We start from the raw sequence: 14608 nt of genomic DNA on the forward strand, positions 1-14608 counted from the left end.
GATCGAATTCAGTGGGCCACGGCATCGACGCGCAGGCGCAGAGGTTGTGGGTCCTGGCCGTTGAGCTGAACAGCGTGCCGTTCGGTAGTGGTAAACAGTAGCTTGCCGTCCAGTTCGATGCGAGCGCTCACCGAATAAGTGTGGCCGGGCTTGACCTGCGCCGGGTCGTAGCTCAGGTGAAACGGCAGGGGCACCTGGCCTTTGACCGGGCCTTTCTGTTCGGCGAGGGTCACGGCCGGCGCGTCCATCAGGGATACGTCTTGCAGGCTGACGCTCAAGGTCGCGGCCGCAGGAAGAGCGATGCGTTGCAGGTAGAACACCTCGCCGTCGAGGCTTGCCTGGGGGGAGTGGTGCACGGATTGGCAGGCTCCAAGCAGGGCGGTAAGGCCCAGCAGGATAATTTTTTTCATGGTGCGGCTCCTTTCAATGGCGCCTGCATCCAACGGGCGCCTGTTTAAATCTAGCGGTTTTCTTGCGCCTCGACTGACGCTTCGGCTGCGCCGTCCACACGGTGCAGGGCCACTTGGCGGATCGACAGGCGAATGTCGGCCGGCAACACGCGTTTGGCGGCGCCTTCGGCCAGTTCGCCGAGCAATGCGTGGTAGCTCAACTTGCCGGCTTCGTCGCGGCGCAGCACATCCTGCTCTAGCAACGTCTGAATAAAATGTCGGAAAAGGCTCTTATCGAAGAACTCCGGAGCATTGAGGCCATGCAGGATCGACAGGCGCTGGGCCATGATCGTGCACAGGTCCTCCAGTTCTTCGGCGCTGATACTGTTCTGGCCGCTGTTGAGCAGCAGCGAAATCGCCATGTAGAAGCGTTGCAGGGTCTGGGCGATGCTCTTGGACAGCAGCGTCAGCAACACGAAGTGCCGCGAACTCGGCGCCGGGCGCAGGTACACGTCTTTTTCGAAGCGCAGCAGGCCCTGTTCGACAAACGCTTGCAGCCACTGGTCGATGACCGCGTCGAGCTCTTCCAGCGACCAGCGAATAAACAGCTCCGATTGCAGGTACGGGTACAGCGCGTGGGTATAGCGCAGGATCTGCTCGCGGTTCATGCGCGAACTGCTCTGGAAGAAACTCGCCAGCAACGCCGGCAGGGCGAAGATGTGCAGCACGTTGTTGCGGTAGTAGGTCATCAGGACGGCGTTCTGCTCGTCCAGGTACAGGATCTTGCCCAGGGCGTCGCTCTGTTCCGACAGCAGGTTCATGTCCTTGACGTGCTTGATCAGCGCCAGGCCATCGCCTTCCGGCAGGGTGGTGTGCGGCGAATAAGGCACGCGGCGCAACAGCGCCAGGTACAGGTCCAACTGGCGGGCCATGGCCTGTTCGTCCAGGGCCAGGCGCGTGGTCGACAGCAGGGCCAGGGCCACCAGGTTCACCGGGTTCACCGCTGCGGCTTCGTTCAAGTGGCGGGCCACTTGTTCGCCGAGGCGGTTGGTGGTTTCGTTGAGCCAGGCCGGTTTGTAGTTCGGGCCCAGCTCCTGGGCGCGCCAGTCGGGTTGTTCGTTGTCGAGAAACTCAGCCAGCTTGATCGGCTCGCCGAAGTTGACCGCCACCTGGCCGAAACGCTGCTTGAGCGCGCCGACCACTTTGAAGATGTCGAAGATCGATTCTTTCTTCTTGCTCGCACCGCGCAACTCACCGAGGTAAGTACGGCCTTCCAGTACGCGTTCATAGCCGATATACACCGGCACGAACACAATCGGCATGCGCGAGGAGCGCAGGAAACTGCGCAGGGTAATCGCCAGCATCCCGGTTTTCGGCTGCAGCATGCGGCCGGTGCGCGAACGCCCGCCTTCCACGAAGTACTCCACCGGGAAGCCCTTGGTGAACAACGTGTGCAGGTATTCGTTGAACACCGAGGTGTACAGCGGGTTGCCCTTGAAGGTGCGGCGCATGAAAAACGCACCGCCACGGCGCAGCAGGCTGCCGATTACCGGCATGTTCAGGTTGATGCCGGCCGCGATATGCGGCGGCGTCAGGCCATTTTTGAACAGCAGGTACGACAGCAGCAGGTAGTCGATATGGCTGCGGTGGCAGGGTACGTAGATCACCTCATAGCCCTGGGCAACCTTTTGCACACCTTCGATGTTATTGACCTTGATGCCGTCGTAGATCTTGTTCCAGAACCAGCTCAGCACCACCTCCAAAAAGCGGATCGCGGTGTAGGTGTAATCCGAGGCGATTTCGTTGCCATAGCGCAGGGCCTGGGCCTTGGCTTTTTCCGGGCTGATTTTTTCGCGCTCGGCTTCATCAAGAATGGCCTGGCGCACCAGCGGCATATTCACCAGGCCCTTCACCAGGTTGCGGCGATGGGACAGGTCGGGGCCGATCACGGCGGTCTTCAGGTTACGAAAGTGCACACGCAGTATGCGTTGGGCCATGCGCACGGTGCGTTCGTGCCCTTTATTGTGCTCGATCAACTCACGCAGGTTGATAGGCGCAGAGAATTGCACACGGGTCTTGCGACCCAGGATCAGGATGCTCAACAAACGGCGTAGACGGCCGGTGACGGCCCAGCTGTCGGCAAACAGCAGTTTCCACGGGCTGGACTCGCTCGCCGGGGTCTGCCCCCAGAACACACTGACCGGAATGATTTGTGCATTCTCTTCGGCGTGTTCGCTCAGGGTGTTGACCAGGCGGGTCAGGGTCGGCGGCGCGCCGCGCTTGTCCTGGCGGCCGAGCCAGTCGGGTTCCGGCGTGAGGTAGAAGAACGCTGCCGGTTCCATCAGCGGGCCTACCGATACCGGCAGCACCGGGCGCGGCAAGCCGGCCTTGGTGCACTCGGCATCGACCACGGCCAGCTCGGTGAGGGAGGGCGATTGCAGGACGTAAAACACCGGCCGGCTGCGGTCCAGGTTAAGGGTAAGGGACGACTGGTTGATCGTCTCCGAGCGAACCCAGAGGTACAACAGTCGGCGCAAGGTGCCAAATACCAGACGGCGGAACGGGGAGCGGGTCATAGGCGAGCTGCTTGAAGTGGAAAAAACCGAGCGGGCGCTCGGGCGGGTAGTGTGCCGTATTCGCCGAAAATCGGCAAAAAAGCAGCGATGTAAACTTGAGTTGATCGTTTTTGAGCCTGTCTTATACTCGGCAGTTCAACGCGAACCGGCTCAACAATAAAAAAACCGAAGTGGGAGTGAGACAAATGGCAACGCGCGAAACCGGGAATGTGAAGTGGTTCAACGATGCAAAAGGCTATGGGTTCATTCAGCGTGAAGACGGCAAGGATGTGTTCGTGCATTACCGCGCCATTCGCGGGGACGGGCATCGCTCGTTGGCCGAAGGCCAGCAGGTGGAATACGCCGTGGTGAGCGGTGAGAAGGGCTTGCAGGCCGAGGATGTGGTCGGTTTGTAATGCGGGCTTTTGTTACACCGCAGAACCCATGTGGGAGGGGCTTGCTCCCGATGGCTGAGTGTCAGTCACTGAATACATTGACTGACCCACCGCCATCGGGAGCAAGCCCCCTTCCACATTTTTGATTGGGTGTTCAGCTTAAGATCAGGCGGTTTTCCAGGTGATCTGCTCTTCACCGTCTGCGCTGATGCGAATCCAGATGTCAGCGCTTTCCTCGCCTTCTTCCTCAATCCACGTGCCCGGTGCACAACGCACTTCGACGTTCAGCGCGGCAAAGGCCGCCCGGGCGCAGGCGATGTCGTCGTCCCACGGGGTCTGGTCGCTTTCCAGATACAGGCTGTTCCATTTGCCGACAGCCTTGGGCAGCCAGGTTACCGGCATATTGCCGGCCTTGCATTTGTAGGTCTGGCCCTTCTGGACCCAGTCGGTGCATGGGCCGAGGGCGGCGCCGAGCCAGGCGGCGATGGCCTTGTGGTCGACGTCAGCGTCCTTCAGGTAAATCTCGATATCGGGTTGGCGCATGGATGTTCCTCGTTGCGGGATTCGAAAATCCATTCGCGGATGTAGAAAAGTCGGTTATTGAAGCACGAAATAGTCGTAGCGCATCGACACGGTGACCAGCAGCGGCTCGGCAGCCTCGATCACCTCGCTACGGCGCTCGGCGCTGGCACGCCAGCCGTGGGGCGTCATGGCCAGCAGGTTGGCGCGGTCCTGGGGTTCATCCAGGCGCAGAGTGAATTCCAGGGTCTCGCTGTGCGCCAGGCTCATACCCTCGGGCACCAGGGCCAGGTGCTTGTCGTCGGTGTACTCGCGCACTTCGTCGTACAGGCGCTCGCGCAATTGCATCAGATGGCCGCGGGTGGGGCCGACCTTCATCAAGCCGCCGCCAGGGCTGAGCAGGCGCTTGGCTTCCTGCCAGTCCAGCGGGCTGAACACACTGGCAAGGAACTGGCAGCTGGCATCGGCCAACGGCACGCGGGCCATGCTGGCGATCAACCAGGTCAGCGCCGGGTTGCGCTTGCAGGCGCGCTTGACCGCTTCCTTGGAAATATCCAGCGCGTAACCGTCGGCCTGGGGCAGGGCGTCGGCGATTTGCGCCGTGTAGTAACCCTCGCCACAGCCGATGTCGACCCAGCGCTGCGGCGCGCGTTCGGCGGCCAATTGCGCCAGGCGCCTGGCCACCGGGGCGTAGTGCCCGGCGTTGAGGAAGTCGCGGCGCGCCTCGACCATGGCCAGGTTGTCGCCCGGATCGCGGCTGTTCTTGTGCTGCACCGGCAACAGGTTCAGGTAACCCTGGCGCGCGCGGTCGAAACGGTGCCCGGCCGGGCACGCCACGCCATTGTCCACCGCGTTGAGCGGGGCGCTGCAAATGGGGCAAGCGAGCATCAGGCGAGCAACTTGATCAGGGTCTGGTAGTAGATTTCGGTCAGCACATCGAGGTCGCTGGCGAGAATGCGCTCGTTGACCTGATGAATCGTCGCGTTGACCGGGCCCAACTCGACCACTTGGGTTCCGAGGGTGGCGATGAAACGCCCGTCCGAGGTGCCGCCGCTGGTGGACGCCTGGGTCTCGCGCCCGGTGATCGCCTTGATGCTGGCGGAGACGGCATCGAGCAACGCGCCCGGTTCGGTGAGAAACGGCAGGCCCGACAGCGCCCACTCCACGTGCCAGTCCAGGCCATGCTTGTCGAGGATCTGCGCGACGCGCTGTTGCAGGCCTTCGACGGTGGATTCGGTGGAGAAACGGAAGTTGAATACCGCCGTCAGGTCGCCGGGAATCACGTTGGTGGCCCCGGTGCCGGAGTTGAGGTTGGAGATCTGGAAGCTGGTCGGCGGGAAGAACCCGTTGCCGTCGTCCCAATGCTCCGCGGCCAATTCGGCCAGGGCCGGCGCGGCCAGGTGGATCGGGTTTTTCGCCAGGTGCGGGTAGGCCACGTGGCCTTGTACACCGCGCACGGTCAGGGTGGCGCCGAGTGAGCCACGGCGGCCGTTCTTGACCACGTCGCCCACCAGGGTAGTGCTCGACGGTTCGCCGACGATGCACCAGTCCAGGCGCTCTTGCGCGCGGCCAGGCGTTCGATGACCGCTTTGGTGCCGTGGTGCGCCGGGCCTTCTTCATCGCTGGTGATCAGGAAGGCGACCGAGCCCTTGTGGTCCGGGTAGTCGGTGACGAAGCGCTCGGCAGCCACCAGCATCGCCGCCAGGCTGCCTTTCATGTCGGCCGCGCCACGCCCGCACAGCATGCCGTTTTCATCGATCAGCGCGTCGAACGGGTCGTTCTGCCAGGCCTGCACCGGGCCGGTCGGCACCACGTCGGTGTGGCCGGCAAAGCACAGCACCGGGCCTTCGTGTTTGCCATGGGTGGCCCAGAAATTGTCTACCTCGAAGATGCGCATCGGCTCCAGCGCAAAACCAGCGTCGCCCAGGCGCTGCATCATCAGCTTCTGGCAATCGGCGTCGATCGGCGTGACCGAGGGGCGCCGGATCAGGTCGATGGCAAGTTGAAGGGTCGGCGAAAGGTCGGCATGGGCCGTCATGGGGGAAACTCCGGAAAGCGTATTTGGGAGAGCCGGGCGGGCGCACAAAAGGGCCGTTATCTTATAGCAAAACGGCGGCCAAGGGCCGCCGTTTAGTGCATTGCGCAAGTTTTTACACCGCGCTTGCAGGCTCCACTGCGGCCGCCGGTTTGGGCAGCGACGACAGGAACGCCATGATCAACGCCGCCACATACGGCAGCGATTGCACCAGCAGCATCACCACCCAGAAGCGTATGTCATTGCTCGGCAGGCCCTGCACCAGGTAGATCCCCAGCGCCGCGCCCCACAACAGCAGCATGATGAACATCTCTTCGCGGGCTTCGGAAATAGCCACCCAGAAGCCGTGGTTATCCGCGTTTTTCGGTGTACGAAAGAACGGAATACTGCTGGTGAAGAAGCCATACAGCACCGCCTTGGCGATGGTGTGGGACAACGCCAAGCCGGCCAGGGCCGCGCAGAACGCGTCCTTGAGGTTTACGCCTACCGCACGGCGGTACAGGAAGATGATCTTGCCCACCTTGAACACGAACAACGCCAGGGGCGGGATCGCGAAAATCAGCAGCGGCGGGTCGACCCGCGTCGGCACGATGATCATCGCCGCCGACCACAACAGCGCACCGACGGTAAAGAAGATGTTCATGCCATCCGCCACCCACGGCAACCAGCCCGCGAGGAAGTGGTAGCGCTGGCCACGGGTCAGCTCGGTGTCCTTGCCGCGCAAGAGGCTGGCGGTGTGACGCTTGATGATTTGGATCGCGCCGTAGGCCCAGCGGAAACGCTGTTTCTTGAAGTCGATAAAGGTGTCCGGCATCAGGCCTTTGCCGTAGCTGTCGTGGTAATACGCGGCCGACAGGCCTTTCTCGAATACGCGCAGGCCCAATTCGGCGTCTTCACAGATGCACCAGTCGGCCCAGCCCAGTTCTTCGAGCACCGAACGACGGGTCATGGTCATGGTGCCGTGCTGGATGATCGCGTCGCGGTCGTTACGGGTGACCATGCCGATATGGAAGAAGCCTTTGTATTCCGCGTAGCAGAGCTTCTTGAAGGTGCTTTCGTTCTGGTCGCGGTAATCCTGCGGCGACTGCACCACGGCGATTTTCGGGTCGGCGAAGTGCGGCACCATGTGCTTGAGCCAGTTTGGCGACACGCAGTAGTCCGAGTCGATCACTGCGATCACTTCGGCATCCTTGGCCGTGTGCGGGATCAGGTAGTTCAGTGCGCCGCCCTTGAAACCGGCCAGCGGGGCGACGTGGAAGAACTTGAAGCGCGGGCCCAGGGTTTCGCAGTAGTCGCGCACCGGTTCCCAAACGGCAGGGTCCTTGGTGTTGTTGTCGATGATCAGGACTTCGTAGTCCGGGTAATCGAGGGCGGCCAGGGCATCGAGGGTCTGTTTGACCATTTCCGGCGGTTCGTTGTAGCACGGCACGTGGATCGACACTTTCGGGCGGTAGTGCGAATCCCCTTCAACCGGCAGGAATTCACGCCGACGCTTGTGGGTCCACACCGCTTCGGCCAGTTCGTGGGCTTCGGTGAGCAGCACGATAAATACGCCCAGGGCGCCGAGCGCCAGGAGGATACCCACGGTGACGCTGAACCAGGTGCTGTATTGCTGACTGTAGTCGTAGCCGATCCACACCAGCACCGAACCGCACAGGAACGCAATAAACGTCAGGAAGGTACGGCCACGTTGGCGCAGGGCCGAGCCGTCGATCATCAGCAACGTCAGGGACAGCAGCGCGAGCACCACCGAGCCGATGGCCAGCACGCGCCATTGCGGGATCGCGACCACAGGCCCTTCAAAGTTGAATTTCTGCTGGCGCGCAGCATTGAACACCCCCCAATAGGCGCCTGCCGAACCTTCGTCGCTGACTTTCCACGGCTGATCGAAGGCCTCGATCACGAAGTAGTTGTAGCCCTGGCGATTAAGCTTGTTCACCAGGGTGCGTAGGTAAATCGCCTGGTCTGCGGGGGACGTTTCGTTGCCACCGCGCATGCGTCCGTTACTCGGCCAGCCCACTTCCGACAGCAGCAACGGCTTTTTCGGGAACAGTTTCTTCAGGTCCTTGGCACGGTCAAGTACGTACTGGCCGGCCTTGTCCATGGGGATGAACTCCCAGAACGGCAGGATGTGCGCGGCGATCAGGTCGACGTGCTTGGCCAGTTGCGGGTTTTTTTCCCAGATGTGCCATTGCTCGGAGGTAGTCACCGGCACTTTCACGGCGGCGCGCACGCGGTCCAGCAGCACGATCAGTGCCTCTGGGGTGATCTCTTCACGGAACAGCGCTTCGTTACCCACCACCACTCGTACGACGCTGCGCGAGGTGTTGGCGATCTCGATGGCGCGCTGGATCTCGCGTTCGTTGCGTTCCAGGTCCGGGCTGATCCAGATCCCGAGGGTCACGCGCAGGCCGAACTCTTCCGCCAGCTTGGGGATGTCCCCCAGGGTGCCGTCGACCGAATAGGTGCGGATGTTGTCCGTCAGCTTGCTCATGATCGCAAGGTCCTGACGCATCTGCTCATCGGTGGGGTACTGGTTTTTCTGCGGGTACTGGCCTTGCTGGAACGGCGAGTAGGAAAACCCCGAGATCTGCTCAGGCCAGTTGGGAGCGGTGACCGGGCGGTTGATCAGCGCCCAGAAGCCGGTGAACAGCGCGGCAATTGCCAGCACCACCACCAGGTTGAGTCCAAATTTACGCGATGCCATGGTTATGTCGGGTTCCAAAAGGTGTGGAACGAAAAGAGGTGCCGGCCTGCGCCGAACGGCGCGCATCCTACACCGGCCTTTCCCCGAGCGTACAGCAGACAGAGAAAAGCCGGACGTTAGTCAGCGAAAGACCATCTAAGTTCTTTACTTGTAGCTTGTCGTTTCGAACTTGTCGCTGCGTAGTCCATAATGCGCGCCGGTTTTTGGGGTAATGGTCATGAGTACAGAAGATCCGCGGTTTGCAGGCGTCGCCCGCTTGTATGGCATTGAAGGCCTGGAGCGCTTGAAAGCGGCCCACGTGGCGATCGTCGGTGTCGGCGGCGTAGGCTCCTGGGCAGCCGAGGCCATGGCCCGTTGCGGGGTGGGTGAAATTTCGCTGTTTGACCTCGATGACGTCTGCGTGAGCAACAGCAACCGCCAGTTGCACGCGCTGGACAGCACCGTGGGCAAGCCCAAGGTCGAGGTGATGGCCGAGCGCCTGCGCGGCATCAACCCGGACTGCACGGTGCATGCGGTGGCGGATTTCGTGACCCGCGACACCATGGCCGAGTACATCACCCCAAACATCGATTGCGTGATCGACTGCATCGACGCCGTTAACGCCAAGGCCGCGCTGATTGCCTGGTGCAAGCGTCGCAAGATCCAGATCATCACCACTGGCGGCGCCGGCGGGCAAATCGACCCGACGCTGATCCAGGTGTGCGACCTGAACCGCACCTTCAACGACCCGCTGGCTTCGAAAGTGCGCTCTACGTTGCGCCGCGACTATGGTTTCTCCCGCACCGTGACCCGCCATTACAGCGTGCCGTGCGTGTTTTCCACCGAGCAACTGCGCTATCCCAAGCCGGACGGCAGTATCTGTCTGCAGAAGAGTTTTGTCGGCGACGGGGTGAAGCTGGACTGCGCCGGGGGCTTTGGCGCGGTGATGATGGTCACGGCGACCTTCGGCATGGTGGCGGCCACCAAGGCGGTGGACAAGATTGTCGCCGGGGTGCGCCGGCCTTCAGAGCGGGTCAAGCCCGCCTGAATGTCAGTGTGGCGAGTGGCTGAGTTCGCGCATGCGCTGCAGGACGGCATTCAAGCCATTGCTGCGCGACGGCGACAGTTGGCGTGAAAGCCCCAGTTGGTTGAACCAGTCAGGCAAATCCACCGCCTGCAACTCAGCCGCCGACAACCCATTAACCCGCGCCAGCAACAACGCCACCAGCCCCCGGATCATTCGCGCATCACTGCTGGCGGCAAACTGCCAATGGCCGTCGTGCAAGCGCCCTACCAACCACACCAGGCTTTCGCAGCCCTGCACCAGGTTGGCATCGACCTTCTCTTCATCGGCCAAGGCGGGCAGACGCTCGCCCCATTGCATCAGCAGGCGCGCACGTTGTTCCCAACTGCCGACTGACTGAAATGCCGCCAGCGCCGCGACTGCGTCGATTGGCACGCTCATCGCAACATATCCAGCGCCTGGTCCAGTGCGTCAAAGAAGCGCTCCAAGTCGTCTGAATCGTTGTACAGCGCCAGGGATACACGGATCGCTCCTGACAAATGCAGCGCTTTGAACAGTGGCATTGCACAGTGATGGCCGGCACGCACGGCGATGCCTTGTTCGGTCAGCAGGTGCGCAAGGTCGGCGTTATGCACGCTTTCTACCACAAAGCTGACTAACGCCACCTGCGGCGCGCCCAGCACGTGCACGCCATTGCGCGCTTTCAGCCGCGTAAGAGGTAGTCGTGCAGGGCGGCTTCGTGGGCCACGACGGCCTGCTGGTCCAGTGAACTCAGGTAATCGAGGCTCGCGCCCAAGCCGATCACGCTGGCGATCGGCGGCGTGCCGGCTTCGAAGCCCAGCGGCGCGGGGCGAAAGCTCGCGCTGTGGTAGTCGGCCTGTTGCACCATCTCGCCGCCGAATTGCCAGTGACGCAGATGATGCAGGGCTTCGTTGCGGCCATACAGCACGCCGACGCCGTCGGGGCCGTAGAGCTTGTGGCTGGAAAACACATAAAAGTCGCAGCCCAGCGCCTGCACATCGTGGCGGCCATGGACGATACCCTGGGCCCCGTCGATCACGCTCAGGGCGCCGTGGGCCTTGACGCGCGCGAGCAGGGCTTCCAGCGGTTGCCAGGCGCCGAGTACGTTAGAGAGCTGGCTCACCGCCAGCAGGCGCGTACGTGGGCCGATCAGCTCGGCGGCGGCATGCAGGTCGATCACGCCGTCATCGCCCAGTGGCAACACCACCAGCTGCAGCGCGCGGCGTTTGGCCAGTTGCTGCCAGGGCAGCAGGTTGGCGTGGTGTTCCAGGGCGCTGATCACAATCTCATCGCCCGCATTGAATAAGTGCTCAAGGCCGTAAGCCAAGAGGTTCAGCGCAGAGGTCGCGCCGTGAGTAAACACGATTTGCCCGGTGTCGCCTGCATTCAGCCACTGCGCAACCTTGCTGCGACTGTCCTCGAAGGCCTGGGTGGCATGAGCCCCAGGCAAATGCTGGGCACGGTGCACATTGGCTGCGCCATTGGCGTAGTAATGGCTGATGGCATCCAGCAGGGCTTGGGGTTTTTGCGTGGTGGCGGCGTTATCCAGATAGGTCTGGTCTTGCCGTTGCAGGGTGGCGATGGCCGGGAAATCGGCGCGCCAGGGGAGGGCACAAGCATGGTGGTCAAGACTCGTATAAACGGGCCGCCCCGGAAGGCGCGGCCCGTTAGTGGCATCGAGTGGCTGCTTAGTTGTGAGCGTGCAGCGCTTCGTTCAGTTCGATCGCCGATTTGTGGGTTTTGCACTCCACGGCACCGGTCTCGGAGTTACGGCGGAACAGCAGGTCCGGCTGGCCGGCCAGTTCGCGCGCCTTGACTACCTTGACCAGTTGGTTTTTCTCGTCGAGCAGTGCGACCTTGGTGCCGGCGGTGACGTACAGGCCCGACTCCACGGTGTTGCGGTCGCCCAACGGGATACCGATACCGGCGTTGGCGCCGATCAGGCAGCCTTCGCCAACCTTGATCACGATGTTGCCGCCGCCCGACAGGGTGCCCATGGTGGAGCAACCGCCGCCCAGGTCCGAACCCTTGCCGACGAACACGCCGGCCGACACACGGCCCTCGATCATGCCCGGGCCTTCGGTGCCCGCGTTGAAATTGACGAAGCCTTCGTGCATCACGGTGGTGCCTTCGCCTACATAGGCACCCAGGCGCAGGCGGGCGGCATCAGCGATACGCACACCGGCCGGCACCACGTAGTCGGTCATTTTCGGGAATTTGTCCACCGAGAACACTTCCAGCAGGTCGCCACGCAGGCGCGCTTCGAGCTGGCGCTCGGCCAGTTCCGCGATGTCGATCGCGCCCTGGCTGGTCCAGGCCACGTTCGGCAACTGTGGGAACACACCGGCCAGGTTCAGGCCGTGAGGCTTGACCAGGCGATGGGACAGCAGGTGCAGTTTGAGGTAGGCCTCAGGGGTGGAGGTCAGCGCGGTGTCTTCGGCCAGCAGAGTGGCGACCAGCGGCGTGTGGCTTTCGGCCAGGCGGCTCAGCAGGGCCGCTTGGGCAGCATCGACGCCTTTAAGTGCGTCAGCCAGTTGCAGGGCCTGGGTCACGGTGAAGGTGATGGCCTGGTTGCCTTGGGTGTAACCGAGGATCGGTGCGATAGCCGCCACGATTTCAGCCGATGGGTTGAGCAACGGTTGTGCGTAAAACACTTCCAGCCAAGCACCTTGGCGGTTCTGAGTGCCGACGCCGAAGCCCAGGCTGAACAGGGAATTGGACATGCTGTTACCTCTACAAAATGGAAGGGCTGGCCTACTTGAGGGCCGCCGAATAACTTTCTGGCTTGAAGCCAATCAGGGTTCTGTCACCGAGATCGAGCACTGGGCGCTTGATCATCGAGGGTTGTGCGAGCATCAATTCAATGGCTTTCGACTGATCGAGATCGGCTTTGCGTTCGTCTTCGAGTTTGCGAAAGGTGGTGCCCGCACGGTTCAACACCACCTGCCAACCGTGCTCGTTGCACCATTGGGTCAGGTGTTCGCGGTCGATACCGGCCGTTTTGTAGTCGTGGAATTCATAGCTCACCGCGTGCTCATCGAGCCAGGTGCGCGCCTTTTTCATGGTGTCGCAGGCTTTGATGCCGAAAAGGTGCAAGGTTTTGCTTGAAGCGGTCAAGGAATTGCCCCCCTTTGGACTGATGAAAACGAAAGGTTACGGATTATGCCACGACCAGCGGCTTTGGGTGCCGATCGTCCTGCGCGCTGCGACTTTTGTGCAAAAGCCATCGCGTAGCCTGGGTGGGTACCATAGCCGGGAAATATGGCACTTCAACGGCTACGTGTTGCCTGATGTGTCGTAGTAAGTCGATTGTCCGGGAAATCCGCGTTATGCAAACCGCCTACACCGTTCTTATCCTGCTGATGCTGGTCAGCGTTTCGCGTTTGGTGGGGCGTGTCATCCCGCTGCCGCTACCCCTGGTGCAAATTGCCGCCGGCGCCTTGCTGGCCTGGCCCACGCTGGGGTTGCATGTGGCGCTGGACCCGGAGTTGTTTCTGTTTCTGTTCTTGCCGCCATTGCTGTTCTCCGACGGTTGGCGCATGCCCAAGCGCGAGTTGTGGCGCCTGCGCGGGCCGATCCTGACGTTGGCGGTGGGTCTGGTGCTGTTTACCGTGGTGGGTGCCGGTTACTTCATCCATTGGCTATTGCCTACCATCCCTTTACCGGTCGCCTTCGCCCTGGCGGCGGTTTTATCACCGACAGATGCCGTAGCGGTGTCGGCCATTTCCCAGAACCGTTTGCCCAAGCCGTTGATGCATATGCTTCAGGGCGAGGCGCTGATGAATGACGCGTCGGGCCTGGTGACGTTCAAGTTCGCCCTGGCGGCGGCGTTGACCGGGGTGTTTTCCCTTGCCGACGCCAGCCTGACCTTTGTGTTGGTAGCGGTGGGCGGCCTGGCGGTTGGTGTAGCGCTGAGCTGGCTGGTCGGTCGTTTGCGAGCCTGGATGATCGCCCGTGGTTGGGATGATCCTGCGACCCATGTGGTGTTCATGTTGTTGCTGCCATTTGCCGCGTATGTATTGGCTGAGCGTCTGGGGGCCTCGGGGATTCTGTCGGCGGTGGCGGCGGGCATGATGCAAAGCTGGCTCGACCTGCTGCCACGCCAGACGAGCACGCGCCTGCTCAACCGCAGCGTGTGGGCGTTGTTGGAGTTTGCGTTCAATGGCTTGATCTTCTTGCTGCTGGGCCTGCAATTACCGGACATTATCAAGGCCGTGGTGAGCCATGAGTCGACGCTGTGGCCGGCGCTGCTCTATCGCGGCCTGGAGGTGCTGGGGATCTTCCTGGTGCTGGTGGTATTGCGTTTTATCTGGGTGCAGAGCATCTGGCGGTTGTCGGGGTTATTGCGTCGCCTGCGGGGGAAAAGCGAGCTGACATTGGTGCCCACTGCGCGATCCTGTTGGCTCTTGACGGTCGGCGGTGTGCGCGGTGCCGTGACCTTGGCGGGTGTGATGTCGGTGCCGTTGTTGCTGGCGCCGGGCAAAGACTTTCCCGAGCGCGATTTGCTGATTTTATTGCCGCCGGCGTGATCCTGTTTTCGTTGGTCGCCGCCTGCATCGCCTTGCCATTGTTACTGCGCGGCATCGAAAAGAGCCCCGACGAGAAGCGGCATAACGAAGTGCGTGAAGCCTGGAAAAAAACCGCCGTGGCCGCGATTCATGCCCTTGAAGCTGAAGAGCCTGGCGAAAGTGAAACCCCGGACGCCGCCCAGGCCGCGCTGGCCGCCGAACTCAAGGCGCGGCTGATGTCGGAATATCGCCATCAGTTGGACGTGTTCAACGACTCGGCCGAAGCCCAGGCGCTGGCGCGTCAGATGGATTTGCTGGAGCGAAAGTTGCGACTCAAGGCCCTGCGCGCGCAACGCTTGGAGCTGTACAGCCTGAGCCGTCATCACCAGATCGGTGATGACGTATTGCGCGAAGTGTTGGCGGATCTGGATATGAGCGAGGCGAATCTGGGCGTGATGAAATAGCGGCCGGCAGGC

The 14608-nt window shown here is 61.9% G+C and carries 10 protein-coding genes and 3 pseudogenes; 3 read left to right on the forward strand and 10 right to left on the reverse strand.

Annotated elements, in window-relative coordinates:
• Nucleotides 1–8 precede the first annotated feature (8 nt).
• Both AB4O25_RS24885 and plsB read right to left on the reverse strand, forming a co-directional pair.
• Nucleotides 9–410 carry a YbaY family lipoprotein gene (locus tag AB4O25_RS24885; RefSeq protein ID WP_065877168.1) on the reverse strand — a complete coding sequence of 134 codons (402 nt, stop codon included), beginning with the start codon at nucleotides 408–410 and terminating at the stop codon, nucleotides 9–11.
• Between the two features lie 50 nt (nucleotides 411–460).
• The gene (plsB, locus tag AB4O25_RS24890) at nucleotides 461–2965 is read right to left on the reverse strand and encodes a glycerol-3-phosphate 1-O-acyltransferase PlsB (protein WP_017529714.1); all 2505 of its coding nucleotides are present in this window, start codon (nucleotides 2963–2965) and stop codon (nucleotides 461–463) included.
• A 185-nt stretch (nucleotides 2966–3150) separates the two neighbouring features.
• Here plsB and AB4O25_RS24895 point away from each other — a divergent pair, with 185 nt between their 5' ends.
• Nucleotides 3151–3360 (forward strand): cold shock domain-containing protein, encoded by a 210-nt coding sequence (locus tag AB4O25_RS24895; RefSeq protein WP_017529713.1) that lies wholly within the window; start codon nucleotides 3151–3153, stop codon nucleotides 3358–3360.
• Between the two features lie 144 nt (nucleotides 3361–3504).
• On the opposite strand, the gene AB4O25_RS24900 is transcribed toward AB4O25_RS24895, so the two are convergent.
• From AB4O25_RS24900 to AB4O25_RS24915, 4 genes and pseudogenes are all read right to left on the reverse strand, one after another.
• Nucleotides 3505–3882 (reverse strand): hypothetical protein, encoded by a 378-nt coding sequence (locus AB4O25_RS24900; protein ID WP_460150105.1) that lies wholly within the window; start codon nucleotides 3880–3882, stop codon nucleotides 3505–3507.
• 54 nt (nucleotides 3883–3936) lie between these two features.
• On the reverse strand, nucleotides 3937–4746 hold the full coding sequence (locus tag AB4O25_RS24905) for a putative RNA methyltransferase (protein WP_065877165.1): 810 nt from the start codon (nucleotides 4744–4746) through the stop codon (nucleotides 3937–3939).
• Nucleotides 4746–5896 (reverse strand): annotated as a pseudogene (gene dapE, locus AB4O25_RS24910) (succinyl-diaminopimelate desuccinylase). The gene AB4O25_RS24905 and the pseudogene dapE overlap by 1 nt, the downstream one beginning before the upstream one ends.
• Before the next feature lie 112 nt (nucleotides 5897–6008).
• Nucleotides 6009–8600 carry a glycosyltransferase gene (locus tag AB4O25_RS24915; RefSeq protein WP_460150106.1) on the reverse strand — a complete coding sequence of 864 codons (2592 nt, stop codon included), beginning with the start codon at nucleotides 8598–8600 and terminating at the stop codon, nucleotides 6009–6011.
• A gap of 217 nt (nucleotides 8601–8817) precedes the next feature.
• Between AB4O25_RS24915 and tcdA the strand changes: the two genes are divergently transcribed.
• On the forward strand, nucleotides 8818–9627 hold the full coding sequence (tcdA, locus tag AB4O25_RS24920) for a tRNA cyclic N6-threonylcarbamoyladenosine(37) synthase TcdA (protein WP_065877359.1): 810 nt from the start codon (nucleotides 8818–8820) through the stop codon (nucleotides 9625–9627).
• 3 nt (nucleotides 9628–9630) lie between these two features.
• On the opposite strand, the gene AB4O25_RS24925 is transcribed toward tcdA, so the two are convergent.
• From AB4O25_RS24925 to AB4O25_RS24940, 4 genes and pseudogenes are all read right to left on the reverse strand, one after another.
• The gene (locus AB4O25_RS24925; protein ID WP_065877163.1) at nucleotides 9631–10044 is read right to left on the reverse strand and encodes a SufE family protein; all 414 of its coding nucleotides are present in this window, start codon (nucleotides 10042–10044) and stop codon (nucleotides 9631–9633) included.
• Nucleotides 10041–11206: pseudogene (locus tag AB4O25_RS24930) on the reverse strand (aminotransferase class V-fold PLP-dependent enzyme). Before AB4O25_RS24930 ends, AB4O25_RS24925 begins: the two are co-directional and overlap by 4 nt.
• A gap of 106 nt (nucleotides 11207–11312) precedes the next feature.
• Entirely contained in the window at nucleotides 11313–12347 is a 1035-nt protein-coding gene (gene dapD, locus AB4O25_RS24935) for a 2,3,4,5-tetrahydropyridine-2,6-dicarboxylate N-succinyltransferase (protein ID WP_017529705.1), read from the reverse strand.
• 31 nt (nucleotides 12348–12378) lie between these two features.
• Complete coding sequence (locus tag AB4O25_RS24940) at nucleotides 12379–12687, reverse strand: arsenate reductase (protein ID WP_231984831.1); 309 nt, start codon at nucleotides 12685–12687, stop codon at nucleotides 12379–12381.
• Between the two features lie 266 nt (nucleotides 12688–12953).
• On the opposite strand from AB4O25_RS24940, the pseudogene AB4O25_RS24945 reads away from it, so the two are divergent.
• Nucleotides 12954–14596 (forward strand): annotated as a pseudogene (locus tag AB4O25_RS24945) (Na+/H+ antiporter).
• The last annotated feature ends 12 nt before the right edge of the window (nucleotides 14597–14608 follow it).

This window comes from Pseudomonas sp. S3_A03 (genome assembly GCF_054668275.1).

Bases quoted from the DNA above. Each gene is read 5' to 3' on its own strand.
- AB4O25_RS24940 (WP_231984831.1), bottom strand. From the start codon at position 12,687: ATGAAAAAGGCGCGCACCTGGCTCGATGAGCACGCGGTGAGCTATGAA.
- AB4O25_RS24925 (WP_065877163.1), bottom strand. From the start codon at position 10,044: ATGAGCGTGCCAATCGACGCAGTCGCGGCGCTGGCGGCATTTCAGTCA.
- AB4O25_RS24885 (WP_065877168.1), bottom strand. From the start codon at position 410: ATGAAAAAAATTATCCTGCTGGGCCTTACCGCCCTGCTTGGAGCCTGC.
- AB4O25_RS24900 (WP_460150105.1), bottom strand. From the start codon at position 3,882: ATGCGCCAACCCGATATCGAGATTTACCTGAAGGACGCTGACGTCGAC.
- AB4O25_RS24905 (WP_065877165.1), bottom strand. From the start codon at position 4,746: ATGCTCGCTTGCCCCATTTGCAGCGCCCCGCTCAACGCGGTGGACAAT.
- AB4O25_RS24895 (WP_017529713.1), top strand. From the start codon at position 3,151: ATGGCAACGCGCGAAACCGGGAATGTGAAGTGGTTCAACGATGCAAAA.
- AB4O25_RS24915 (WP_460150106.1), bottom strand. From the start codon at position 8,600: ATGGCATCGCGTAAATTTGGACTCAACCTGGTGGTGGTGCTGGCAATT.
- dapD (WP_017529705.1), bottom strand. From the start codon at position 12,347: ATGTCCAATTCCCTGTTCAGCCTGGGCTTCGGCGTCGGCACTCAGAAC.
- tcdA (WP_065877359.1), top strand. From the start codon at position 8,818: ATGAGTACAGAAGATCCGCGGTTTGCAGGCGTCGCCCGCTTGTATGGC.
- plsB (WP_017529714.1), bottom strand. From the start codon at position 2,965: ATGACCCGCTCCCCGTTCCGCCGTCTGGTATTTGGCACCTTGCGCCGA.